This is a genomic window from Mesorhizobium sp. WSM4847, assembly GCF_055811335.1.
Genome location: NZ_JBVVPY010000028.1, coordinates 1 through 23147 on the forward strand (window position 1 = coordinate 1; position 23147 = coordinate 23147).

General features: G+C 62.8%; 22 protein-coding genes. 16 read left to right on the top strand and 6 right to left on the bottom strand.

The window, feature by feature from the left end; genetic code table 11:
* Positions 1 to 193: 193 nt before the first annotated feature.
* Positions 194 to 1114, bottom strand: coding sequence for a carbohydrate kinase family protein (locus tag AC0L28_RS29330; protein WP_473481698.1), 921 nt, complete (start codon positions 1112 to 1114; stop codon positions 194 to 196).
* Between the two features lie 276 nt (positions 1115 to 1390).
* Here AC0L28_RS29330 and recA point away from each other — a divergent pair, with 276 nt between their 5' ends.
* Positions 1391 to 2488 carry a recombinase RecA gene (recA, locus tag AC0L28_RS29335; protein WP_023798282.1) on the top strand — a complete coding sequence of 366 codons (1098 nt, stop codon included), beginning with the start codon at positions 1391 to 1393 and terminating at the stop codon, positions 2486 to 2488.
* 286 nt (positions 2489 to 2774) lie between these two features.
* Positions 2775 to 5441, top strand: a complete 2667-nt coding sequence (alaS, locus tag AC0L28_RS29340) for an alanine--tRNA ligase (protein WP_473481700.1) — start codon at positions 2775 to 2777, stop codon at positions 5439 to 5441.
* Between the two features lie 206 nt (positions 5442 to 5647).
* Here alaS and AC0L28_RS29345 read toward each other — a convergent pair whose 3' ends face one another.
* Entirely contained in the window at positions 5648 to 6274 is a 627-nt protein-coding gene (locus AC0L28_RS29345; RefSeq protein WP_473481702.1) for a glutathione S-transferase family protein, read from the bottom strand.
* A gap of 8 nt (positions 6275 to 6282) precedes the next feature.
* Positions 6283 to 7494, bottom strand: a complete 1212-nt coding sequence (locus AC0L28_RS29350) for an NADP-dependent isocitrate dehydrogenase (RefSeq protein ID WP_128168446.1) — start codon at positions 7492 to 7494, stop codon at positions 6283 to 6285.
* A 217-nt stretch (positions 7495 to 7711) separates the two neighbouring features.
* Between AC0L28_RS29350 and AC0L28_RS29355 the strand changes: the two genes are divergently transcribed.
* The 6 genes from AC0L28_RS29355 (at position 7712) to AC0L28_RS29380 (ending at position 12557) form a co-directional block, all read left to right on the top strand.
* Complete coding sequence (locus AC0L28_RS29355; RefSeq protein ID WP_473481704.1) at positions 7712 to 8560, top strand: RNA methyltransferase; 849 nt, start codon at positions 7712 to 7714, stop codon at positions 8558 to 8560.
* A 151-nt stretch (positions 8561 to 8711) separates the two neighbouring features.
* Positions 8712 to 9524 (top strand): glutamate racemase, encoded by an 813-nt coding sequence (gene murI, locus AC0L28_RS29360; protein ID WP_473481706.1) that lies wholly within the window; start codon positions 8712 to 8714, stop codon positions 9522 to 9524.
* A gap of 62 nt (positions 9525 to 9586) precedes the next feature.
* Entirely contained in the window at positions 9587 to 9775 is a 189-nt protein-coding gene (locus tag AC0L28_RS29365; protein ID WP_023717374.1) for a DUF3008 family protein, read from the top strand.
* 322 nt (positions 9776 to 10097) lie between these two features.
* Positions 10098 to 10715: a 30S ribosomal protein S4 gene (rpsD, locus tag AC0L28_RS29370; protein WP_023798277.1), complete on the top strand. Its 618-nt coding sequence runs from the start codon at positions 10098 to 10100 to the stop codon at positions 10713 to 10715.
* A gap of 137 nt (positions 10716 to 10852) precedes the next feature.
* Positions 10853 to 11740 carry a tRNA 2-thiocytidine(32) synthetase TtcA gene (gene ttcA, locus AC0L28_RS29375; RefSeq protein ID WP_473481708.1) on the top strand — a complete coding sequence of 296 codons (888 nt, stop codon included), beginning with the start codon at positions 10853 to 10855 and terminating at the stop codon, positions 11738 to 11740.
* Positions 11730 to 12557, top strand: coding sequence for an inositol monophosphatase family protein (locus AC0L28_RS29380; RefSeq protein ID WP_473481710.1), 828 nt, complete (start codon positions 11730 to 11732; stop codon positions 12555 to 12557). The genes ttcA and AC0L28_RS29380 overlap by 11 nt, the downstream gene beginning before the upstream one ends.
* A 73-nt stretch (positions 12558 to 12630) precedes the next feature.
* Here the strand turns inward: AC0L28_RS29380 and AC0L28_RS29385 are convergent, their stop codons facing one another.
* Together AC0L28_RS29385 and AC0L28_RS29390 are read right to left on the bottom strand one after the other, a co-directional pair.
* Positions 12631 to 14175, bottom strand: coding sequence for a GMC family oxidoreductase (locus AC0L28_RS29385; RefSeq protein WP_473481712.1), 1545 nt, complete (start codon positions 14173 to 14175; stop codon positions 12631 to 12633).
* 46 nt (positions 14176 to 14221) lie between these two features.
* Entirely contained in the window at positions 14222 to 14899 is a 678-nt protein-coding gene (locus AC0L28_RS29390) for a FadR/GntR family transcriptional regulator (RefSeq protein WP_027154164.1), read from the bottom strand.
* Positions 14900 to 15109: 210 nt separating this feature from the next.
* Between AC0L28_RS29390 and AC0L28_RS29395 the strand changes: the two genes are divergently transcribed.
* Positions 15110 to 16738 (top strand): GMC family oxidoreductase, encoded by a 1629-nt coding sequence (locus tag AC0L28_RS29395; protein WP_473481714.1) that lies wholly within the window; start codon positions 15110 to 15112, stop codon positions 16736 to 16738.
* A gap of 16 nt (positions 16739 to 16754) precedes the next feature.
* Here the strand turns inward: AC0L28_RS29395 and AC0L28_RS29400 are convergent, their stop codons facing one another.
* Entirely contained in the window at positions 16755 to 16988 is a 234-nt protein-coding gene (locus AC0L28_RS29400; RefSeq protein ID WP_473481716.1) for a hypothetical protein, read from the bottom strand.
* 26 nt (positions 16989 to 17014) lie between these two features.
* On the opposite strand from AC0L28_RS29400, the gene AC0L28_RS29405 reads away from it, so the two are divergent.
* From AC0L28_RS29405 to AC0L28_RS29435, 7 genes are all read left to right on the top strand, one after another.
* A complete protein-coding gene (locus AC0L28_RS29405; protein ID WP_473481718.1) occupies positions 17015 to 18166 on the top strand; it encodes a cupin domain-containing protein in 1152 nt (383 codons plus the stop codon).
* A 72-nt stretch (positions 18167 to 18238) separates the two neighbouring features.
* Positions 18239 to 19372, top strand: a complete 1134-nt coding sequence (locus AC0L28_RS29410; RefSeq protein WP_473481720.1) for an LVIVD repeat-containing protein — start codon at positions 18239 to 18241, stop codon at positions 19370 to 19372.
* Between the two features lie 9 nt (positions 19373 to 19381).
* Entirely contained in the window at positions 19382 to 19789 is a 408-nt protein-coding gene (locus AC0L28_RS29415; RefSeq protein WP_027154168.1) for a RidA family protein, read from the top strand.
* A 25-nt stretch (positions 19790 to 19814) separates the two neighbouring features.
* Positions 19815 to 20435, top strand: a complete 621-nt coding sequence (locus tag AC0L28_RS29420) for a glutathione S-transferase family protein (protein WP_473481722.1) — start codon at positions 19815 to 19817, stop codon at positions 20433 to 20435.
* Positions 20435 to 21364 carry a 5-formyl-3-hydroxy-2-methylpyridine 4-carboxylate 5-dehydrogenase gene (gene fhmpcd1, locus AC0L28_RS29425; protein WP_473481796.1) on the top strand — a complete coding sequence of 310 codons (930 nt, stop codon included), beginning with the start codon at positions 20435 to 20437 and terminating at the stop codon, positions 21362 to 21364. The genes AC0L28_RS29420 and fhmpcd1 overlap by 1 nt, the downstream gene beginning before the upstream one ends.
* Before the next feature lie 124 nt (positions 21365 to 21488).
* The gene (locus AC0L28_RS29430) at positions 21489 to 22331 is read left to right on the top strand and encodes an ABC transporter ATP-binding protein (protein WP_023798266.1); all 843 of its coding nucleotides are present in this window, start codon (positions 21489 to 21491) and stop codon (positions 22329 to 22331) included.
* A complete protein-coding gene (locus AC0L28_RS29435) occupies positions 22328 to 23143 on the top strand; it encodes an ABC transporter permease (protein WP_128168454.1) in 816 nt (271 codons plus the stop codon). Before AC0L28_RS29430 ends, AC0L28_RS29435 begins: the two co-directional genes overlap by 4 nt.
* Positions 23144 to 23147 lie beyond the last annotated feature (4 nt).

Here is a 23147-nt window from a genome sequence, read left to right on the forward strand (position 1 = left end):
GGGGGGGCGCCCTTAAATGGGGGCGCCCCCCCCCCCACACACAAACCCACACCCCCCCGGGGCGCCCCCCCCCCCCCCCCCCTCCCCGCGGGGGGGGGGGGGCGCCGGCGTCGCGGCCAAGCCCCTTCTCCCCGTCCTTCACGGGGAGAAGGTCCCGGCAGGGGGTTGAGGGGCGGCGCCAACATCCAGGATTTCATGCCAGGTCGCGCGCCTCGGGCACGAATGCCAGCGCCTCGGCAAAGATAGCGCTCGTGAAGGTGGCGCTCTCGACGGCGAGCATTGCTGCGGCAACGCCTTCGCGCAGCGCTGCGCCCAGCGTCAGGCCGCGCAGCAGGGCGGCCATCGTCGCGCCCGCCAGCGCATCGGCGGCGCCGACCGTGACTTTTTTCGGTGCCAGGATCGAGAAGGCGCCGGCCGCGTCGAAACCCAGCACCGGACCGTCACCAGCGGTGACCACGCCGCTTTTCAGGCCGGCGCGTCTTAGGCCGTCGACAATGCCACGCTCGTCGGCATCGACGTCGGCGCCGGTAAGCGCGCCGGCCTCGTGCCGGTTCATGAAGGCCATCGCCAGAAACTCAAGCACCAGCGTCAGCCGCGCCGCCTTGCTGGGCGAAACGGCAAGTGCAAACACGGGCTTGTCGGCTGCAAGCGCTACCAGCCGCTCGAGCGCCGCCGACGGCAGGTTTGCGTCGCAAAGGACTGCATCAGCGGTGCTGATTGCCTCGCGCACCTTGGCACGGCGGATCTGCTTGGCAAGTGCCAGGTCGTAGAGCGCCATGTCGGCGAGGCCGGCGATCAGCGCGCCGTCGCCGTCGATCAGCACTGTGTTGCTCGGTGTCGTGCGATCGAGGAACACCACGGACAGATCGGCAATGCCGGCTGCAGCAATGGCGCGTGAAAGCGTATCGGCCAGAACATCGCCGCCCCGTACCGAAAGCAGCGACCCGGAGACGCCGCGGCGCACGGCGCAGCGCAGCGCATTGAAGACGGCGCCGCCGACTTCCTCGCGCATCGTGCCGGGGTTCGACGCCGCCGGCACGAAGGCGCCCGAAACCTGGCCGCGCCGCTCGATATAGGCGCCGCCTACTGCCAGGATCGTCGGCGACTTCATCATGCCCAGTGAGATGACCTTTGCTGCTGCCGGGTGGAGACTAGGTTGTCCGGCGGAACCCGGCAACCGGAGGCGCGATTCGGAAGATGCCTAGCAGAATCCTGCGGGTGAAGCCGGGATGCATCCCGGGTGAAAATACGAAACAAAAAAAGAACAAATCCGGATATTGTTGGTTTTTCAATCGGTTGTATCCCCTTGCCAATCGAGAACAAAAAAGGTACAAATTGATAGGGATTACGGATTGTCCGGCCTTCATTGACGACCAAGGGGTGATGTATCATGGCTCAGAATTCTTTGCGGCTTGTAGAGGACAAAACGGTGGACAAATCAAAGGCTCTGGATGCGGCGCTGTCGCAAATCGAGCGTGCCTTCGGCAAGGGCTCGATCATGCGGCTCGGCGCAAACGAGCAGGTCGTCGAGATCGAAACGGTGCCGACCGGTTCGCTTGGCCTCGACATCGCGCTCGGCGTCGGCGGCCTGCCGCGCGGCCGCATCATCGAGATCTACGGGCCGGAAAGCTCGGGCAAGACGACGCTGGCGCTGCACACTGTGGCGGAGGCCCAGAAGAAGGGCGGCATCTGCGCCTTCGTCGATGCCGAGCACGCGCTCGACCCGGTCTATGCCCGTAAGCTCGGCGTCGACCTCGAAAACCTCTTGATCTCGCAGCCCGATACCGGCGAGCAGGCGCTGGAGATCTGCGACACGCTGGTGCGTTCCGGCGCCATCGACGTGCTGGTGGTCGATTCGGTCGCGGCGCTGACGCCGCGCGCCGAAATCGAAGGCGAGATGGGCGATTCGCTGCCCGGCCTGCAGGCCCGCCTGATGAGCCAGGCGCTGCGCAAGCTGACCGCCTCGATCTCGCGCTCCAACACCATGGTCATCTTCATCAACCAGATCCGCATGAAGATCGGCGTCATGTTCGGTTCGCCCGAGACCACGACCGGCGGCAACGCGCTGAAATTCTACGCTTCGGTGCGCCTCGACATTCGCCGCATCGGCTCGGTCAAGGACCGCGACGAGGTCGTCGGCAACCAGACCCGCGTCAAAGTGGTCAAGAACAAGCTGGCGCCGCCCTTCAAGGTGGTCGAGTTCGATATCATGTATGGCGAGGGCGTGTCCAAGACCGGCGAGCTGGTTGACCTCGGCGTCAAGGCCGGCGTGGTCGAAAAGTCGGGCGCCTGGTTCTCCTACAATTCGCAGCGTCTCGGCCAGGGCCGCGAGAATGCAAAACTGTTCCTGCGCGACAATCCCGATACGGCGCGCGAAATCGAATTGGCACTACGGCAGAATGCCGGGCTGATTGCGGAAAAGTTCCTCGAGAATGGTGGTTCCGAAGGCGGAGACGATGGTTTCGAGGACGAAGCCGGCGCCATGTAGGCTTCGGCAGTGGCCGGAGTTTGGCCATGATTCCCGCGCATCAGCTCCAGCCTGTGTAATCGAGTCCTGTATTGTTGCGTTCGAACCGCCGGCATAGCGCCGGCGGTTTGCGTTTCAGCGGTGGCGCCGAGATGACCGGCAGGCCGGCAACGAGATGACCGGCAAGCCCCGCAAATTGGCCCAATTCCGTGTTTCTGGACAGGGTGCAACGCGGCGGCTAAAAGGCCATGTCCATTTGCCGTCGGCCGCGCCGGCGGCTCTCTCTAAAAGCTAAAAGGCAGTATTCATGAGTGGCGTGAACGAGATCCGGTCGACATTCCTCGACTATTTCCGCAAGGAGGGTCACGAGGTCGTCGCGTCGAGCCCGCTGGTGCCGCGCAACGACCCGACACTGATGTTCACCAATGCCGGCATGGTGCAGTTCAAGAACGTTTTCACCGGCCTGGAAAAGCGACCCTACTCGCGTGCCACGACGGCTCAGAAGAGTGTTCGCGCCGGCGGCAAGCACAACGACCTCGACAATGTCGGCTACACCGCGCGCCACCTGACCTTCTTCGAGATGCTCGGTAATTTCTCGTTCGGCGACTATTTCAAGGAGCGCGCCATCGAGCTTGCCTGGGACCTGATCACCAGGGAGTTCGGGCTGAAGAAGGACAAGCTGCTGGTCACGGTCTATCACACCGACGACGAGGCTGCCGGCTACTGGAAGAAGATCGCCGGCTTTTCCGACGATCGTATCATCCGCATTCCGACCTCGGACAATTTCTGGGCGATGGGCGACACCGGACCTTGCGGTCCGTGCTCGGAGATCTTCATCGACCGTGGCGAGCACATCTGGGGCGGCCCTCCCGGCAGCCCCGAGGAGGATGGCGACCGTTTCCTCGAATTCTGGAACCTGGTGTTCATGCAGTATGAACAGGTGACGAAGGATGAGCGCATCGACCTGCCGCGCCCGTCGATCGACACCGGCATGGGCCTGGAGCGCATGGCCTCCATTCTGCAAGGGGTCGAGAGCGTCTTCGAGACCGACCTGTTCCGTCACCTGATCGAGGCCGCGTCATCCGCGCTCGGCCGCGGTCCGGATGCCGACACCGTCGGATCGTTCCGCGTCATCGCCGACCATTTGCGTTCGTCCTGCTTTCTGGTGGCCGACGGCGTGCTGCCGTCCAATGAGGGCCGCGGCTACGTGCTGCGTCGCATCATGCGCCGCGCCATGCGCCATGGGCAGCTTTTGGGCGCCGGTGATCCGCTGATGTGGCGGCTGGTGCCGGCGCTGGTGCGCGAGATGGGCCAGGCCTATCCGGAACTGGTGCGCGGCGAACAGATGATCACCGAGACGCTGAAGCTTGAAGAAACCCGTTTCCGCAAGACGCTGGTGCGCGGCTTGGGCCTGCTTTCGGAAGCGACGGAAAAGCTGGGTGCCGGCGACATGCTGGATGGCGAGACCGCCTTCAAGCTCTACGACACCTATGGCTTTCCGCTCGATCTGACGCAGGACGCGCTCCGTCAGCGCAACATCTCGGTCGATCTTGCCGGCTTCACCAATGCGATGGAGCAGCAGAAGGCCGAGGCGCGCAAGAGCTGGGCTGGTTCCGGCGAGGCGGCGACCGAAACAGTGTGGTTCCCGGTGCGCGAGAAGCATGGCGCCACCGAGTTCCTCGGCTACGAGACCGAGCAGGCGGAAGGCCTCATCCAGGCGCTGGTCAGGGACGGCAAGATCGTCGACAGCGCCGCCAACGGCGAGGCGGTTGCCGTAGTCGTCAACCAGACGCCGTTCTATGGCGAATCCGGCGGCCAGGTGGGTGATACCGGCGTCATTTCAGGCGAAGGGTTCTCAATCGAGATCTCCGATACGCAGAAGAAGGCCGACGGGCTTTTCGTGCATCTCGGCAAGGTGGCCGACGGCACGGTCGACACGGGCGCGACCGTCGAGCTGAAGGTCGACCATGCGCGCCGCTCCAGGCTGCGCGCGAACCATTCCGCGACGCATCTGATCCACGAAGCGCTGCGCGAGGTGCTAGGCACCCATGTCGCGCAGAAGGGCTCACTGGTCGCGCCCGAGCGTCTGCGCTTCGACATTTCGCACAACAAGCCGATCTCGCCTGACGAGATCGAAGTGGTCGAGCGGATGGCGAACGAGATCGTCGTCCAGAACAGCCCGGTCACCACGCGGCTGATGTCGGTCGACGATGCCATTGCCGAAGGCGCCATGGCGCTGTTCGGCGAAAAGTATGGCGATGAGGTGCGCGTCGTTTCGATGGGCACGGGCTTGCATGGCGCCAAGGCCAACCGGCCCTATTCGGTCGAGCTATGCGGCGGCACCCATGTCAGGGCGACCGGCGATATCGGTCTGGTGCGCATCGTGTCGGACAGCGCCGTCGCCGCCGGCGTGCGCCGCATCGAGGCGCTGACCGGAGAGGCGGCCAGAAAGCATCTCGACGAGCAGGACAAACGGCTGAAGGCCACTGCGGCGGCGTTGAAGATCTCGCCGGCCGACGTGCCGGCGCGCGTCGAAGCGCTGTTGGACGAGCGCAAGAAGCTCGAGAAAGAACTGACCGAAGCGCGCAAGAAACTGGCGCTGGGCGACCGCTCGCCAGCCGGCGTGCCTGCCGAGAACGAGACCATTGCCGGTGTCGGCTTCCTCGGCAAGGCGGTATCGGGTGTCGCGCCGAAGGATTTGAAGCCGTTGGCCGATGCCGGCAAGAAGTCGCTCGGCTCCGGCGTCGTCGTCTTCGTCGGCGCCGGCGAGGACAACAAGGCCAGCGTCGTGGTCGGCGTCACCGACGACCTGACCGGCCGCTTCAGCGCTGTCGATCTGGTGCGTGTGGCGTCCGCGGCCTTGGGCGGGCAGGGCGGCGGCGGTCGGCCTGACATGGCCCAGGCCGGCGGCCCGGACGCCTCAAGGGCCGAAGACGCGATCGCTGCGGTGAAGGCGGCTCTGGAGGCGGCCTGATCGGTTGCTGGGGGTCTGGGAGGCACCCCCCTCTGTCCTGCCGGACATCTCCCCCTCAAGGGGGGAGATTGGCAGCTTCATTGCCCTGCCTTTTTCTCAAACGTCGAAAATTGGCGAAAACAATCGTGACATCCGATCTCCCCCCTTGAGGGGGAGATGTCCGGCAGGACAGAGGGGGGTGCTGTCCCTCGGCCTTTCGGACTTTGTCACCCAGCCTTTTCAGTACGGGCAAAACTCTCCCGTAGGGCGATGCGCGCGAACCAGTCCCGAAGATCTGGAAACTCGGCCAGCAGTTTCCGTCCCTCAGTGACCTTGGCGAAATAGCCGATGATGGGTGCTGCATGGAGGTCGGCCAGCGTCAGTTGCTCGCCCAGCAGCCATGGCCCCTCGGCTTTCAGCGATGAGAGCGCCTTAAGTGTCGTTCTCGCCTGCAGAAGCCCATTGGCGATCAAAGCCTCGTCAGGCGCCGTTTTCTCCAGCCGCTCGACGGCGACATCCCAGACCATGGCTCGATAGGCATAGGCGTCGAGCATGCCGATGATCTGGTTCATACGTGCGCGAGGCCGGGCTTCGATCGGTTGCAACGCCGGGCCGTCGAACGCTTCGTCGACATGGCGGGCGATCGCGCCGGTCTCGTGGAGGCGGAACCCGTCATGCTCGAAGGCCGGGATGCGGCCGAACGGCTGATGGTCGAAATACCAGCCCGGAATGCCGTCCGCCGCGAAGATGTCGACCGGCACAAGTTCGTAGCCGATGCCTTTTTCCTCGAGTGCGAGGCGGACGATGCGTACATAGACGCTGTAGTCCGCCCCGTAGACGACGGGCCTGCTCACAACGCTGGTCAGGCCATCGCCTTCTGCAGATTCTCGTCGATCTTGTCGAGGAAGCCGGTGGTCGAAAGCCATGGCTGGTCGGGACCGATCAGCAGCGACAGATCCTTGGTCATGAAGCCGGCTTCGACGGTCTGGATGCAGACTTTTTCCAGCGTCTCGGCAAAACGCATCAGCTCGGCATTGTCGTCGAGTTTGGCGCGGTGCGCCAGGCCGCGTGTCCAGGCGAAGATCGAGGCGATCGAATTGGTCGAGGTTTCCTCGCCCTTCTGGTGCTGCCGATAATGACGGGTGACGGTGCCGTGCGCCGCCTCCGCCTCCACCGTCTTGCCGTCCGGCGTCATCAGCACCGAGGTCATCAGGCCGAGCGACCCAAAACCTTGCGCCACGGTGTCCGACTGAACGTCGCCATCATAGTTCTTGCAGGCCCAGATATAGCCGCCCGACCATTTCAGGCTGGAGGCAACCATGTCATCGATCAGCCGGTGCTCGTACCACAGCTTCTTGGCTTTGAACTCGGCTTCGAACTCTGCCTCGTAGACTTCCTGGAAAATGTCCTTGAAGCGGCCGTCATAGGCCTTGAGGATGGTGTTCTTGGTCGAGAGGTAGACCGGGTAGTTGCGCAGCAGGCCGTAATTGAGCGAGGCGCGGGCGAATTCGCGGATCGAGTCGTCGAGATTGTACATGGCCATGGCGACGCCGGCGGCCGGCGCCTCGAACACGTCATGCTCGATCACCTGGCCGTCTTCGCCGACGAACTTGATCGTCAGCTTGCCCTTGCCGGGGAAGCGGAAGTCGGTGGCGCGGTACTGGTCGCCGAAGGCATGACGGCCGACGATGATCGGTTTGGTCCAGCCGGGCACCAGCCGCGGCACGTTCTTCATGATGATCGGCTCGCGAAAGATGGTGCCGCCGAGGATGTTGCGGATGGTGCCGTTCGGCGACTTCCACATCTTCTTCAGCCCGAATTCCTCGACACGCTGCTCGTCGGGGGTGATCGTCGCGCATTTCACGCCGACGCCGTGCTTCTTGATGGCATTGGCCGAATCGATGGTCACCTGGTCGTTGGTGGCGTCGCGGTGCTCAACGCTGAGGTCGTAATATTCAAGCTTGAGGTCGAGATAGGGGTGGATCAGCTTGTCCTTGATGAACTGCCAGATGATGCGGGTCATCTCGTCGCCGTCGAGTTCGACGACCGGGTTCGCCACCTTGATCTTCGCCATGGAAAGAATGCCTCATTGTTGGGGATCGGAACGGCCTTGCCCGCATGGCTTTGGCCGGGGATGCGGCCCGTATATCAAAGCATTTTTGGCCGCGCAAACGGCGATCCGCCCCAGCGGGCTCGCCCCTGGCATCGGGCGTTGCCTGCCAAAGCTTCATTTTCGCGGCCGGATATGGCAGGGGACGCTGAAATGCCGCAAACAGCAGTTCATTGAGACAATGCAAGCCAGCAACGACATCCTTCCTGCCACCGGCCCGGCGATCATCCTGGTCGAGCCGCAGCTCGGCGAGAATATCGGCATGGTCGCGCGCGCCATGGCGAATTTCGGTCTGTCCGAACTGCGCCTCGTTAATCCGCGCGACGGCTGGCCGAGCGAAAAGGCGCGCGCTGCCGCGAGCCGCGCCGACCACGTCATCGATGCCGCTGGAGTATATGACGATCTGGCCTCGGCGGTCGCCGACCTGAATTTCGTCTTCGCCACCACGGCGCGCGCGCGCGATAATTTCAAACCGGTGCGCGGACCGGTCGAGGCGGGCAGGGCGCTGAGAGCGCGGCAGCGATCCGGACAGCGCACCGGCATTCTGTTCGGCCGCGAGCGGTTCGGGCTCTACAATGACGAGGTCGGCCTCGCCGACGAGATCGCCACCTTCCCGGTCGATCCCGCCTTCTCCTCGCTCAACATCGCCCAGGCCGCCTTGCTGATGTCCTATGAGTGGATGAAGTCGGGCCTGGAAGACGAGACCAAAACCAACTTTTCCAGTCCCGACATGATGCCGGCGACCAAGGAACAGTTGCACGGCCTGTTCGCCTATCTGGAAGGCGCGCTCGAAGCGCGCGGCTATTTCCGCCCGGCGGCGAAGAAGCCGAAAATGGTCGACAACCTGCGCGCGGTGCTGACGCGCGCCGGCTTCGCCGAGCCGGAGCTCAAGGTGCTGCGCGGCATAATATCATCGCTGGACAGGTTTTCGCCGGCCATGCCGCGCGGCGACGGATCGCCGGGCGATGATCCCAGGCGGCTTCCGGCAGCGGCCCGCGCCGCCAAGGCGACAGACAAGGACCAGGCCTGAGAGACAGGCTCTAGCCGTAACCGAATGTTATTTGCTGTGGTCCATCATCCCAAAAATGATGGATCAGGCCTAAAATGATGAATAGGGATTTGTGACCATCTTCCCGCCGCGGGCCCGCAGCCTTCTCCGCCTTCTCCTGTAGACGATGACAATGACCGATCCTTCAAGCGCCCGCCCGATCCTGATGTTCGATTCCGGCATCGGCGGCCTGACGGTGCTGCGCGAAGCGCGGGTGCTGATGCCCGACCGCCGCTTCGTCTATGTCGCCGACGACGCGGCTTTCCCTTACGGGGCTTGGGAGGAAGCGGCACTGAGGGCACATGTGCTGGAGCTGTTCGGCAAGCTGCTTGATCGTTTTTCGCCGGCCATTTCGGTCATCGCCTGCAACACCGCCTCGACTCTGGTCATCGATGCGTTGCGCGAAAGATTTCCCGCTCATCCTTTCGTCGGCACGGTGCCGGCGATCAAGCCGGCAGCGGAACGCACGCGCTCCGGGTTGGTTTCGGTGCTGGCGACGCCCGGCACCGTCAAGCGCCAGTATACCCGCGACCTGATCGGCAAATGGGCGCAGAAATGCCATGTCCGCCTGGTTGGCAGCGACCGTCTGGCGGGACTGGCCGAAGTCTATATGCGCGATGGCTTTGTCGATGAAGAGGCGGTGCGTGCCGAGATCGCGCCGTGCTTCGTCGAACATGACGAATTGCGGACCGACATCGTCGTGCTTGCCTGCACCCACTATCCCTTTCTGGCCAATCGCATGCGCAAGACGGCACCCTGGCCGGTCGATTGGCTCGATCCCGCCGAGGCGATCGCGCGGCGGGCGCTCTCGCTGCTCGCGCATGCCGAGGCCAGCCACCGCGGCGAGGCGTTGCCGGAAGGCGCCGACCTTGCTGTCTTCACCTCGAAGCGGGTCGATTTCCCGACTCGCCGCCTGATGCAGGGGTTTGGGCTGGCGATTTCCTGATATCTGGGAACATCACCACGACCGGTGCGTTTTTCCCGCATCGCAAGACGGGAGAAACGATCATGCCAGCCACTTCAAAAGCCCAGCAGAAAGCCGCCGGCGCGGCTTTGTCCGCCAAGCGTGGCGAGACCAAGAAGAGCGAGCTCAAGGGCGCTTCGAAGGGAATGTACAAATCGATGAGCGAAAAGCAGCTCGAGGAGTTCGCCGAGACCAAGCGCAAGGGCCTGCCGGAGAAGAAATCGAAACACTAGCCGCTTGTCCCACCTGCAGGACAGGTCCCATGATTGGATAGCCGCGGTCCCGCACACAGCGCGCGGGGATACCGCGGCGTATCGGCTGCCATCATCGACGCCTACCGCGACCTTGACACCAGTCAAATCTCCGTCTAATCAGCCCCCAACGCCGGGCCGCAACGTCCGGTGGTTTCTTTATGTGCAATGACGTGTCCCGTGGGTTTTCCGCCGCGTTGCGTGGGAGAACCCTGTCAGGTCTCGAAAACGGGGGCCAGAGGAGGGCGCGTTTCCTTCACCCGGACCATGAGGTGCCGGGTGTGTCTTTTTGAAAGGGAATGCGATGAGCAAGCGCGAATCCGCGAAATACAAGATCGACCGCCGTCTCGGCGAAAACATCTGGGGTCGCCCGAAGTCCCCGGTCAACAAGCGCGAATACGGTCCCGGCCAGCACGGCCAGCGCCGCAAGGGCAAGCTTTCCGATTTCGGCCTGCAGCTGCGTGCCAAGCAGAAGCTGAAGGGTCACTACGGCGACGTGTCGGAAAAGCAGTTCCGCAAGGTCTATGAAGAGGCGAACCGCCGCAAGGGCGACACCTCGGAGAACCTGATCGGCCTGCTCGAGTCGCGTCTCGACGCGGTCGTCTACCGCGCCAAGTTCGTGCCGACCATTTTTGCCGCTCGCCAGTTCGTCAATCACGGCCACATCAATGTCAACGGCAAGCGCGTCAACATCGGCTCATACCGCTGCAAGCCGGGCGATGTCATCGAAGTGCGCGAGAAGTCGAAGCAGCTGGTGATCGTCCTGGAATCGGTAGGCCTGGCTGAGCGCGACGTGCCTGATTACATTGAGGTCGATCATAACAAGATGACGGCGTCCTTCGGGCGCATCCCCGGGCTGTCGGATGTTCCCTTCGCCGTGCAGATGGAACCGAACCTGGTCGTCGAATTCTATTCGCGCTGATCGATTTTTTTCATCTGCGACATCATCGAAGGCCGCCCTCGAGGCGGCCTTTTCTTTAGGATTCCGAAAATCGATTTCGATTTTCGGGCCGATGCGCTACTCCGGGCAGCAACAAGGATTTTTGGGGCCGCCGCGCGATGAACATGCTGCCAGAAACAATCGAACCGATCGCCGATGCCGCAGGCGGCTTTCATCCGCTGTTTGCCGATGTGCCGTCCTCCGTCGAATTCAACAAGCTGCGCAAGCGGCTGCTGCGTCTCGCCCGTCAGGCGATCGACGATTTTTCGATGGTCAAGCCCGGCGATCGCTGGCTGGTCGCCTTGTCTGGCGGCAAGGATTCCTACGGCCTGCTTGCGTTGCTGCTCGATCTCAAATGGCGCGGGCTGCTGCCGGTCGACCTGCTGGCCTGCAATCTCGACCAGGGCCAGCCGAACTTTCCGAAACACATTCTGCCCGATTATCTCAACACATACGCCATTGCGCACCGCATCGAATATCAGGACACCTATTCGGTGGTGACCGACAAGCTTCCCCAGGGCAGCACCTATTGTTCGCTGTGCTCACGGCTCAGGCGCGGCCATCTCTACCGCATCGCGCGCGAGGAGGGCTGCTCGGCTTTGGTGCTCGGCCACCACCGCGAAGACATTCTCGAAACCTTTTTCATGAACCTGTTGCATGGCGGGCGCCTCGCCGCCATGCCGCCAAAACTGCTCAACGACGACGGCGACGTCATGGTGCTGCGGCCGCTCGCCTATTGCGCCGAGGCCGATCTCGAAAAATTCGCCGGCGCCATGAAGTTCCCGATCATCCCGTGCGATCTGTGCGGCAGCCAGGACGGCTTGCAGCGCAATGCGATGAAGGCGATGCTCGACGACCTGGAAAAGCGCATGCCCGGCCGCAAGGACACGATGATCCACGCCATGACCAATGTGCGGCCCTCGCATCTGCTCGACAGAAAGCTGTTCGATTTCGCCGCCCTCAACGAGACCCTGACCGCAAGGCAAGACCTTCCCGATGACATTTGACGATACCGCAATCGACTGGCTCGCCAAGCTTCTGTCCGACGCTGCCATTGCCGAGATCATGCCGCGCTTTCGCCGGCTGGATGAGGGCGACGTCCGCCAGAAGACCTCGGCAGCCGATCTGGTGACGGAGGCCGATGTGAGTGCCGAGCGGCTCATCACCGTCAGGCTGCGTGAGCGCTACCCGCAGGCGATGATCGTCGGCGAGGAAGCCTGCTCCGACGACCCGGCGCTGCTCCAGGGCCTCGGCGAAGCCGATCTCGCCTTCGTCATCGATCCGGTTGACGGCACTTTCAATTTCGCCTCCGGCGTGCCGCTGTTCGGCGTCATGCTGGGCGTCGTGGTGAAGGGCGAGACCGTCGCCGGCATCATTCACGATCCCATCGGCAAGGACTGGCTGATCGGCGCCAGCGGTGCTGGCAGCCACATACGGCATGCGCATGGCACTTTGGAGAAGGTGCATGTCGCCGAGCCTGCGCCGCTCTCACAAATGACCGGCGCGGTTTCCTGGCAGTATATGCCCGAGCCGGAACGGTCACGGCTGGCGCGCAACCAGACGAAATCCTTGTCGCAATTCGGCTATCGCTGCGCGGCTCACGAATACCGCCTGCTGGCGAGCGGCCACGCCCACTTCGTCGTCTACAACAAGCTGATGCCGTGGGATCATCTGGCCGGTGTGCTGATCCACGCCGAGGCCGGTGGTTACGCCGCGCGTTTCGACGGCAGCACCTATCGGCCTTCGCATGTCGGCGGTGGCCTTCTTGTCGCACCGGACGAAGCAAGCTGGCGCGAACTGCGCCGGGAACTCTGGGCGGAATAGGCCGTTTGGCATCGATCCGATTCGGGCCATGCCCGGCCGATCCGATTTTTGGGATCATGCGCTAATGCGGCGGTCAAACGCGACGCGCTTTAGGCGGAACTGACGCCCAAGTTTCCGCTATGGCGACTACCGCGGCATTGATGGGTCCGCTCGGGATCATCGGCATCACCGACGCGTCGACGATGAAGGCGTTGTCGAAGCCGTTCAGCCGCAAATCCGGGTCGACGACTGCGTCGGCATCCCCGCCCATCCTGCACGTGCCGGCAGGATGATGATGTGTGGAGGCAGCGCTGGCGATGAAAGCGTCAAGCTCGTCGTCCGACTGCACCTGTGATCCCGGCAGAATTTCCACATCGCGCCACTCGTCGAGCGCTCGATGATGGCCAATCGCGCGCGCCGTCTTCAGCGCTATCCGGAAAACGGCCCGGTCATGTTCGGTTTCGAGATAATGCGGATCGATGATCGGTGCATCGTTCCGGCCCGGCCCGCTCGGTGCGATGCACCCACGACTGGTCGGCTGGGTGACGCCGCAGAGTATCGTGAAAGCCGAGCCGTAGGGCGGCGCATTCAAGCCCACTGCGGCCGATGGAGCAACGACGCAGGCGAGTACGATATCGGGGCTTCCCGTCGAACGGGTCGGGTCGCTGCCGTGCAGATACATCAGCGATTCCGAGTGCTGCAGGCGCGACGGGGGCAGCGGCTTTTTCGTGCTGTAGACGTTCCCAAGGGCCAGCAGATGGTCCTGCAGATTGCGGCCGACATCGCGCCGGTCGGCACGACAGCGAATCCCCGCCCGCTTCAGCGTATCCGGATCGCCGATGCCCGATCGCATGAGGATGAGCGGCGACGACACCGCGCCGGCACAAAGAATGATCCTGTCGGCGGAGATCGTCATGCTCTCCCCATCGCACACGACAGCCACACCCGTGGCCCGCTGGCCTTCCAGCACGAGGTGCTCGACTTCGTGAGCGGTGAGCAGAGCGAGGTTCGGTCGCACCATGACCTCCGGCGGCAGATAGGCATCGGCGACGCTCAGGCGCTTGCCGGCGCGGATGTTCAGCGAATTAGGGCTCGTGCCAGCGAGTTCGCCGCTGTTGTGGTCGGTCAGGACGGGGATCCCCATGGCCTGTCCAGCGGCTAGATAGGCGCGGACGACGGGGCTGACCTCCGCATCCGGCAGATAGACGTCCAACGGTCCGCTGCGGCCGCGCGACGGCGCGTCGAAGGCGGTGAAAGCTTCGCTGCGGACGAAGCCCGGCAACAAGCCCGAAAAGGACCAGCGCTGGCCGCCTGCTACTGCCCAGGGCCGGAAATCATCGGGATGGCCACGCACATAGGCCATGGCATGCAGGCAGCTAGAACCGCCGACGATCTTCCCGCGCGGCCATTCGTGGACGCGGTTTGCGGTAAGGGGTTGCGGCACCGTCCGATAAGCCCAGTCATAGGCGCGGCCCTGCAGCATCGTCCATTTCAACGGGTCGGCGATATCGGGATCGGACGGCATGACCCCGGCTTCGATCAGGCCGACCTGGCACGCGCTGTCCTCGCTTAACCGGCTAGCCACCACCGAGCCGGCAGATCCGGCGCCGACGACCAGCACGTCGAAATGACGCATCAATTTGAAAGTTCCCGCGAGCAGGCTGTCTGGCTAGAATACGAGACGCTCATGCCGCAAAAGCGCCGGCATTCGACCGCTCCGTGATTCGTCTTTGCACGGATAGCAAATGCGCGCGCATGGCCGCTTCGGCTGCTTCGGGGTCGCGTTTCGAGATCGCTTCGGCGATCAGACGATGTTCGCCGTCGCGCTCGGCGATCCGCTTAGGGCAGGTGGGTGCTGCGGTCCGTGCGACCTTGACCCGCGCATCGACCCCAACCTGGCGCAGCATCTTGTAGAATTCGGCGGCAAGATGGTTGCGGGCGGCAGCGACGATGGCGGAATGAAAAGCGAAATCGACCGCGCCCGACGAGGCATTCTCCGGCGTGGTTGCCGCATCGATGATCCGGGCCGTCTCGAACGAGGAGGCGCGCAGCGATGCCAGCCGGGCGAGGCCCGGTTCCATGAGCAGGCGCAACTCCAGAACCTCGATGGGGTTGGTTACCCTGACAAGTTCTTCGCCATATCGGGGCAGGGCAGTCGGCGCACGCCTGGCGCGCGCCGGTTTCAAATCACCTGATTGGCGCAGCATCTCGAGCGCCTTGCGAAGCTGATGGCGTTTCACGTTGAGATGTTCGGCAAGGTCACGCTCGGAAGGAAGCTTGCCGCCGCCCTGCTGCAAGCGGCGGACCGCTGCGATGATGTCGTCGAGATCCGATGATACGATCTGCGGCTCGAATGCGCTCAAAACCAAATCTCCTGTCTGATCGGCAGCGGTCGACTCGATGTCCCGATATCAGTTGTGACACGGAATCGATGAGCACGGCACTCAACCAACTCAACCAATCTACATCTGCGTCCGATGGTTGACAACACCAGTTGCGCGATGGTTGAGTGCCGCAGTTGTTTCTTTGACGGCTCACATCTCGGCGGGGCCGTTTTCTCCCGAGGACAGTGCATGCCGTTTGGGGAAACATTCGACTATGTCATTGTCGGCGCCGGGTCGGCCGGCTGCGTGCTTGCAAACCGCCTGAGCGAAGATCCTGATGTTTCCGTGCTGCTCCTGGAAGCCGGCGACTGGGATCGCGATCCGATGATCCACATCCCGCTCGGCTGGGGTAAGATCCTGACCGAACGCCGTCACGACTGGATGTATTTCTGCGAGCCCGAGGCCAATGTCGGCGGACGCAAGGTCGAATGTGCGCGCGGCAAGGTCATCGGCGGCTCCTCCTCCACCAACGCCATGGCCTATGTGCGCGGCAATCGCGGCGATTACGATCGCTGGGCGGCCAGCGGTCTCACCGATTGGTCATTCGACAAGGTGCTGCCCTATTTCAAGAAGCAGGAGCGCTGGGAAAAGGGCGAGAGCGACTATCGCGGCGGCAGCGGGCCGCTGAACACGCAGTTCTGCCGCTACAAGGACGAACTGATCGATGCCTTCGCTACGGCGAGCCGGGATGCCGGATATCCCCAGACCGACGATTACAATGGCCCGGTGCAGGAAGGCTTTGGCCGCCTGCAGATGACGATCGCAAACGGTCGCCGCTGCTCGACCGCGTCGGCCTATCTGCGTCCTGCCATGCGCCGCAGCAATGTCAAGGTGCTGACCGGCGCGATGGCGACGCGGATAATGCTGAAGGACGGGCGAGCGATCGGCATCGCCTACACCAGGGGCGGCGCGACCCACCAGGTGCTGGCGCGGCATGAGGTCGTGCTTGCCGGCGGCGTCATCAACACGCCGCAGTTGCTGATGCTGTCGGGGATCGGCGATAGCGGCGAGCTCGCCGCGCATGGTATCGAGACGAAAGTAGACCGTCCGCAGGTCGGCAAGAACCTGCAGGACCATGTCTCGGTCATTCTGATGTATCGGCGCAAGCAGCCGGGGCCATTCCTCAAGATGATGCGGGCCGATCGTATCGGGCTGGATTTCGTCAAGACCTATTTTACCGGAAAGGGCTTTTCGGGAGATGTGCCCGGCGGGGTCGTGGCGTTTCTGAAAAGCGATGCAAGCCGGCCGTTGCCGGATGTTCAGCTGCTTTTCACGGCTGCGCCGCTTGCCGCATGGCCTTACATGCCGCCATTCAAGGCGCCCTTCGCCGATGGCTTTGCGACCCGCATCGTCGCCGTCCAGCCGGAGAGCAGGGGGAGTGTGGAACTGGCGTCGAACGACCCGTTGGCCGCGCCGCTGATCCACCAGAATTTCCTGTCTTCGCCGCGCGACTGGCAGTCGCTTCGCGCCGGATTCCGCGTCGCGCGCAACCTCGCTGCACAACCGTCGATGACGCCGTTCATCGCCTCGGAGTTCTTTCCGGGCTCACAATGCCAGAGCGACGATGAGATCGATGAGCATATTCGCAACACCTCGATCACTGTGCATCATCCGGCCGGCACCTGCCGCATGGGTGTCGACGCGGAGTCGGTGGTCGACCCGCAACTACGGGTGCGCGGCGTTGCCGGCCTTCGCGCGGTGGATGCTTCTGTGATGCCGGATCTCGTTTGCGGCAACATCAATGCGGCGGTCATCATGATCGCCGAAAAGGCCTCGGACCTGATCCGCGGCCGTGCTGAACAAAGCATGGCCGCCTGATTGCTGTCGCCCGGGTTCAACCAAGTTCCTTTGGTTGAAAACAAAATTCGAGTTGGTTGGGCTGCCGAGCGATTGCCACGGCCGCAATGATACGATCCGCCGGCCATTTTCTCGCATCTTTTCGACTTTTTTGCCCCTTTTGGGGCCATTCGGCCTCCATAGAAGCACTCAACCAAAAATTTTTAAAATTCTCAGTTTTGGGATTGTCCAGAAAAACCAATCCGAATACGGTTGAGTTGGTTAAACGCATTTTCTTCGTGAAGAGAGGTGTCAGAGATGTCCTTGGCGCAACCGGCAGACCTTACCGTCACCAACAAGAAGGCAGCGCTGAAGGGCCTTTATGACGCCCTCTACGAAAAGAATATGTTCCCGTTCTGGGCGACGTCGGAAGGCGTCGATCACGACGAGATCAAGCAGCTCATGGCGACCTCGAAGGCGATCCCCTTCGTCTGGTCCTATGCCGATATCGAGCCGCTGCTGCAGCGCGCCGCCGAACTGGTGACCATGGACGACAGCGAGCGCCGGTCGCTGATCTTGGTCAATCCGGGGCTCGCGCCCAAGCGCGCCTCGGTCAGCACCATGTACACCGCCTACCGCCTGAATGATCCGGACGAGATCATGCCGCCGCACAAGCATTCGCCGAGCGCCATACGTTTTGGCCTGACCGGCAAGGGCAATTTTACCGGCGTCGAGGGCGAGGACGTGGTTTTCGGCCCCGGCGACATGGTGCTGACGCCGAACGACGCCTGGCACAATCACGGCACGGTCGGCGGCGAACAGGCGGTCAACCTTTCGGTCCTCGACCTGCCGCTGGTCGAGACGCTGCACGCCGTGCATTTCGATCACAAATACACCGAGATGGTCGACGGCAAGGAAGTCGAGAAGAAGGTGCAGACCGCGCGTTTTCCGAGCGATTATTCGCAGCGAATCTATGGCGAGGGCGGCCTGATGCCGCGCTTCGTCGACCACAAGCGCGGCGGCGGCCTGTCGTCGCCGATGTATGTCTATCGCTGGGAAAAGATGGAATCGATCCTCGACGCGCACAAGGATTGGGACGGCGATCCGCATGAAGGCATCGTCATCGACTATGTCGACCCCACCACCGGCGGCCCGGTCTTCCGCACGATCAACTTCTACGTGCAGATGTTGCGGCCGGGCGAAAAGACGCTGCCGCAGCGCGAGACCGCCAGCCTGCTGTTGGCGCCGTTCCGCGGCAATGGCCATTCGATGATCGACGGCAAGCGCTACGACTGGAACCAGTTCGACACGATCGCCATACCGGGCGGTTGCTGGGTCGAGCATATCAATGGCTCCTCGACCGAGCCGGTCATCTTCTTCGGCGCGACCGATGCGCCGACACAGAAGGCGCTGCTGCTCTACAAGCGCTGGGGCCGCAACCAGGCCGGCGATCTGCTCCGCATCGTCTAGTTTGCAGCGGAAACCGTCCGCGCCGCCATAATGGCGCGGACATCGAAAGAGACGGTTCAGCAGCAAGGGCGGATGCATTTGGTTTCGGCGTTCAACACAAAGCAGATCGGCCATGTCGACTGTCCGGGCGGTGGTCAGGTCTGGGTCGACGGCAACATTCTCTATATCGGCCACATGCGTCCGCCGAGCGGCACGACACTTGTCGACATTTCCGATCCGCGCAATCCCAAGAAGGTCGCGACGATCGACGTTCCGCCCGGCTGGCACTCGCACAAGGTGCGCGCCCAGGACGGTCTGATGATCATCAACCACGAGCGCTTCGGCAATGCGGGCCCGGCCGATTTCGGCGGTGGCCTGGCGCTCTACGATACGACCCGACCGGCGGAGCCGAGGCTGATCTCGAAGTGGATAACCGGCGGCCATGGCGTGCATCGCTACGACTATGACGGCCGCTATGCCTATATCTCGCCGACTGCCGACGGCTATGTCGGCAACATCGTGATGATCCTCGACCTGATCGATCCGGTAAATCCGGTCGAAATCGGCCGCTGGTGGATACCGGGGCAATGGACCGGCGGCGGTGAAGAGTACCCGTGGCATGATTACGTCACGCCGCGCTGCCACCATCCGTTACGCATGGGCGACCGGCTCTATGTCAGCTACTGGCATCACGGCCTGTTCATCCTCGACATTTCCGACATTTCAAAGCCGAAGCTTGTCTCGCATGTCAATTCGAGCCCGAGCTTCCCGCATCCCACGCACACATGCCTGCCGATCCCGCAGCCGCTCAAGGGCCGCAACATCATGGTGGTGGCGGACGAGGATGTCGCCAAGCTCCGACCTTCGCCGCCGGCCTTCACCTGGATCTACGACATCACCGACGAAACGAACCCGTTGCCGATCTCGACCTTCCAGGTGCCTGGCCTCGACCCGGATGGCGAACCACAACCGCCAATGACCGGCTGCCATCAGCCTTCCGAGCGGTTCAAGGGCACCATCATTCCGTTTGCATGGTTCGCGCAGGGGCTGCGGCTGGTCGACATCGCCGACCCGTTCGTACCCAAGGAGGTCGGCCACTTCGTCCCCGATGCGCCTGACGGCGCCGAGCGATCGTCTTCCAACGACGTCACCGTCGACGATCGCGGCATCGTCTACCTTATCGACCGCGTCCGTGGCGTCGATATCATCGATACCAGCGTTCTCTAGGGGGATAGGTTGAGCGACAGCACGCGAAAATCCGCCAGCCACTACGCCATCGGCAAGAAGAATCCGAACCTGCCGTTTCATCCGGCGGTGCGTGCCGGCGATTTCATTTTCGTCTCCGGTCAGGTTCCGAAGGACGAGAACAACAACATGATCAGCGGCACAATCGAGGAAGAGACGCTGGCGACGCTGAGGACCATCGCGCGCGTCATTGCCGATGAGGGCGCAACGCTCTCCGATGTCGTGCGGATCACCACCTATCTCGAGGATACGCGCGACTTCGGCCGCTATAACAAGGCGTTTCTCGAAGGGATCGGCGACGCGGTGCTGGCGCGCACGACGGTGGAGGCAAAGGCCGTCATCAACACCAAGATCGAAATGGACGCTATCGTCTACAAGCCGCTGCCGGCCGGCAAGTAGGCCACGACACAATCGAGGAGATGATATGTACAAGCTCTTAGGCCGCCAGACATCGGGCAACGTTCAAAAGGTGCTCTTCATGCTCGAAGAGCTTGGCGCGCCATACAAGCGCGAAGATTACGGCCGCCAGTTCGAAAACACCCAGACGGCCGAATACAAGGCGCTTAATCCGACGTCGAAAGTCCCGACGCTGGTCGACGGCGACACCGTGATCTGGGAGTCCAACACCATCCTGCGCTATCTCGCGACATCCGGCGGTGAGCGGCTGAATGGCGCCACCCCTGCGGAAAAGACCGAGGTCGAGCGCTGGATGGATTTTCTGCTGGCGGCGGTCAATCCCGGCTATATGGCTGCCTTCAAGGGCGCCAAGCTGACGCCAGAGGAACAGACCGCCGAATACAAGGAACAGGTCAAGGACCTGGTGGCGCAGCTCAAGATCATCGACGGGCATCTGGCCGGCAAGGAATTCCTGGCGCTGGGAAAGCTGACCATTGCCGACATCGCCTGCGCACCGATCCTGAAACGTTGCATCGACTTCAAGATCGACCGGCCGTCGCTGCCCAATCTCGAGCGCTGGGTCGCCGCAATCGCCGCTCGTCCAGCCTTCAAGGCGGCAACCGCTGCGGCTCCCGCAAAGGCCGCATGATGATCAAGCGCGCCGCTCTCATCGGACTGGGAACGATGGGTCCGGGCATCGCCGCGCGGCTTTCGCGCGGCGGGCTCGCCGTGGCGGCGTACGATGTTTCCGATGTCGCGGTCGAACGCGCCCGCGGCACGCTCGACATCGCCGGCGGGGTTCTGGACCGTCTCGACATCAACGTGCCGGCAACGGGCGCCGGCACGGTGCGCTTCGTCCGCACCATCGCCGAGGCCGTCGATGGGGCGGAACTGGTCATCGAGAATGTGCCTGAGAATATCGACACCAAGGCCGAAACCTATCGCGCCATCGACCCGCTGATCGGCTCTTCGGTGATCGTCGCCTCGGACACGTCGGGTATTCCGATCACCAAGCTGCAGGCCCATATCTCGCACCCCGACAGGATGGTCGGCATGCACTGGTCGAACCCGCCGCACATCATCCCAATGATCGAGGTGATCGGCGACGAGAAGACCGCGCCGGAAACGGTGGCGACGATACGCGACCTGATCCGCTCGGTCGGGCTGTTGCCGGTGGTCGTGAAGAAAGACGTTCCCGGCTTCGTCGAAAATCGCGTGCTTTACGCACTGCTGCGTGAAGCGGTGGATCTGGTCGAGCGCGGCGTCATCGAACCGGAGGATCTCGACACCTGCGTATCCTGGGGCATCGGCTACAAGATCGCCGTCATCGGGCCAATGGCACTGCTCGATATGGCCGGCCTCGATATCTACAAATCCGTCTCTTCGTTCCTGAACGCCGATCTCTCCAATCGGGATGATGTGGCGCCGATGGTGCTGGAGAAGACCGGTGCATCGAAGTTCGGCATCAAGTCGGGCGAAGGCATGTTCTCCTATACGCCCGAGCAGATAAGGGCGCTGCAAGGCGAACGGGCGCGCAAGCTGGTGGCGGTGCGCCGCATCCTCGAGGGCCGGGAGTAGCCGATGGCACGAGTTAGGCATGAGGCTGGCTATGCCGGGGACTTCACCCGGTTGGCCGTTCATGCGGACTGTGCCATCAAGACAGCGCTGCTGCGGCCAATCACAATGCATGGGGTGATCGACCATGCAGGTTGAAACCATTCGACCCGCCGGCGGCCGACCGACCCACATCCGCCACGACGACCTCATTTCCGCCAAAGGCGTTTCGGTGGTCATGGGCACGGATCGCAACCGGCAGCTGATCCTCAGGGATATAGACCTTGCAGTTCCGCAAGGCTCGTTCGTTTCCCTGATCGGCCCTTCGGGTTGCGGCAAGAGTACGCTGCTCAAAGTGCTGGCTGGGTTGGTAAATCCGAGCAGCGGCAGTGTCTCGGTTGCCGGCGTTTCGCCAGGCGAAGCGGCGCGCAAGCGGATGATCGGTCTGGTATTTCAGGATGCCAATCTGCTGCCGTGGAAAAACGCCGTCGACAATGCCTCGATGCTGCTCGGCATCGCCGACAAATCGATGTCGCGCTCGGCGCTGCGGGCACGTGGACAGGAAATGCTGGATCTGGTGGGACTTGGCGATGCCGCCCACAAGCGCCCAAACGAACTGTCTGGCGGCATGCGGCAGCGGGTTGCCATCGCCCGGGCTTTGGCGCTCGATCCGGCGGTCTTGCTGATGGACGAGCCGTTTGGCGCCCTTGACGCGATCACCCGCGACTCGATGGGCCAGTCGCTGCTGGAGATCTGGCAGCGGACCGGCAAGACGATCGTCTTCGTGACGCATTCGATCGACGAAGCCATTCAGTTGTCGCGCCAGGTCCATGTTCTGGGAATCAAACCGGGACGCATTACCCAGAGCCTGGACATTCCGCTGCCTTATCCGCGCGACGCTTCCGTGACCGAAGTCCCCGAATTCGTCAGGCTGGTGCTTCAGCTTCGAACGATGCTGCGCTCCAGTCACCAGCCGGGAGGCGCGACGTGAGCAGGCAACCCCTCATGAATCTCTCATCGCCGCAACCGGTTTCCGGCTGGGACGCGGCAACGAGCAGCTGGCTTCCGGCGGCTATCCTTCTGCTGGTGACGATCGTGGTGTGGGAAGCCGCGGTGCGGATATTCTCGATATCTTCCTTTATCGTTCCTGCCCCATCCGAGATTGCGAAATCGCTGGTCGCGCAGTGGGGCACTCTCATGCAGGCGACGGTGGTCACGGCAGGCGAAATCCTGTTTGGCTTTCTTGTCTCGGTCATAGTCGGCATTGCGCTTGCTCTCGTCATCGTGCGCTTCGATTGGCTGGGCCGCGCGCTCTACCCGCTCGTCGTGCTGTTCCAGAATGTGCCGAAGGTCGCGCTGGCGCCGATCTTCATCCTCTGGTTCGGTTATGGGCTCGCTCCCAAAATCGGTCTGATTCTGGTCATCGCCTTCTTCCCGGTGACGCTGTCGATGCTGGCCGGCATGCAATCGGTCGACCGTTCGCTTCTGTCGCTGATGAATTCGGTCGGCGCCAGCCCGACCCAGATCCTGTTCAGGATCCGTGTCCCCCACTCGCTTCCAAGCCTGATGGCCGGGACCAAGATAGCCGCGACCCTGAGCGTGATCGGCGCCATCGTCGGCGAATTTGCCGGAGCCTCGGACGGGCTCGGCTACGTCATCCAATTCGCGTCGACCCAACTCGACACGGCCCTTGTTTTCGCGGCGCTGCTGCTGGTTTCAGTGCTCGGCATCGCCTTCTACTACGCAGCCGAAATTCTTGAACGTGTCGTGGTGCCGTGGGCGCCGAAATTCAGCCAGGCCTAGGATC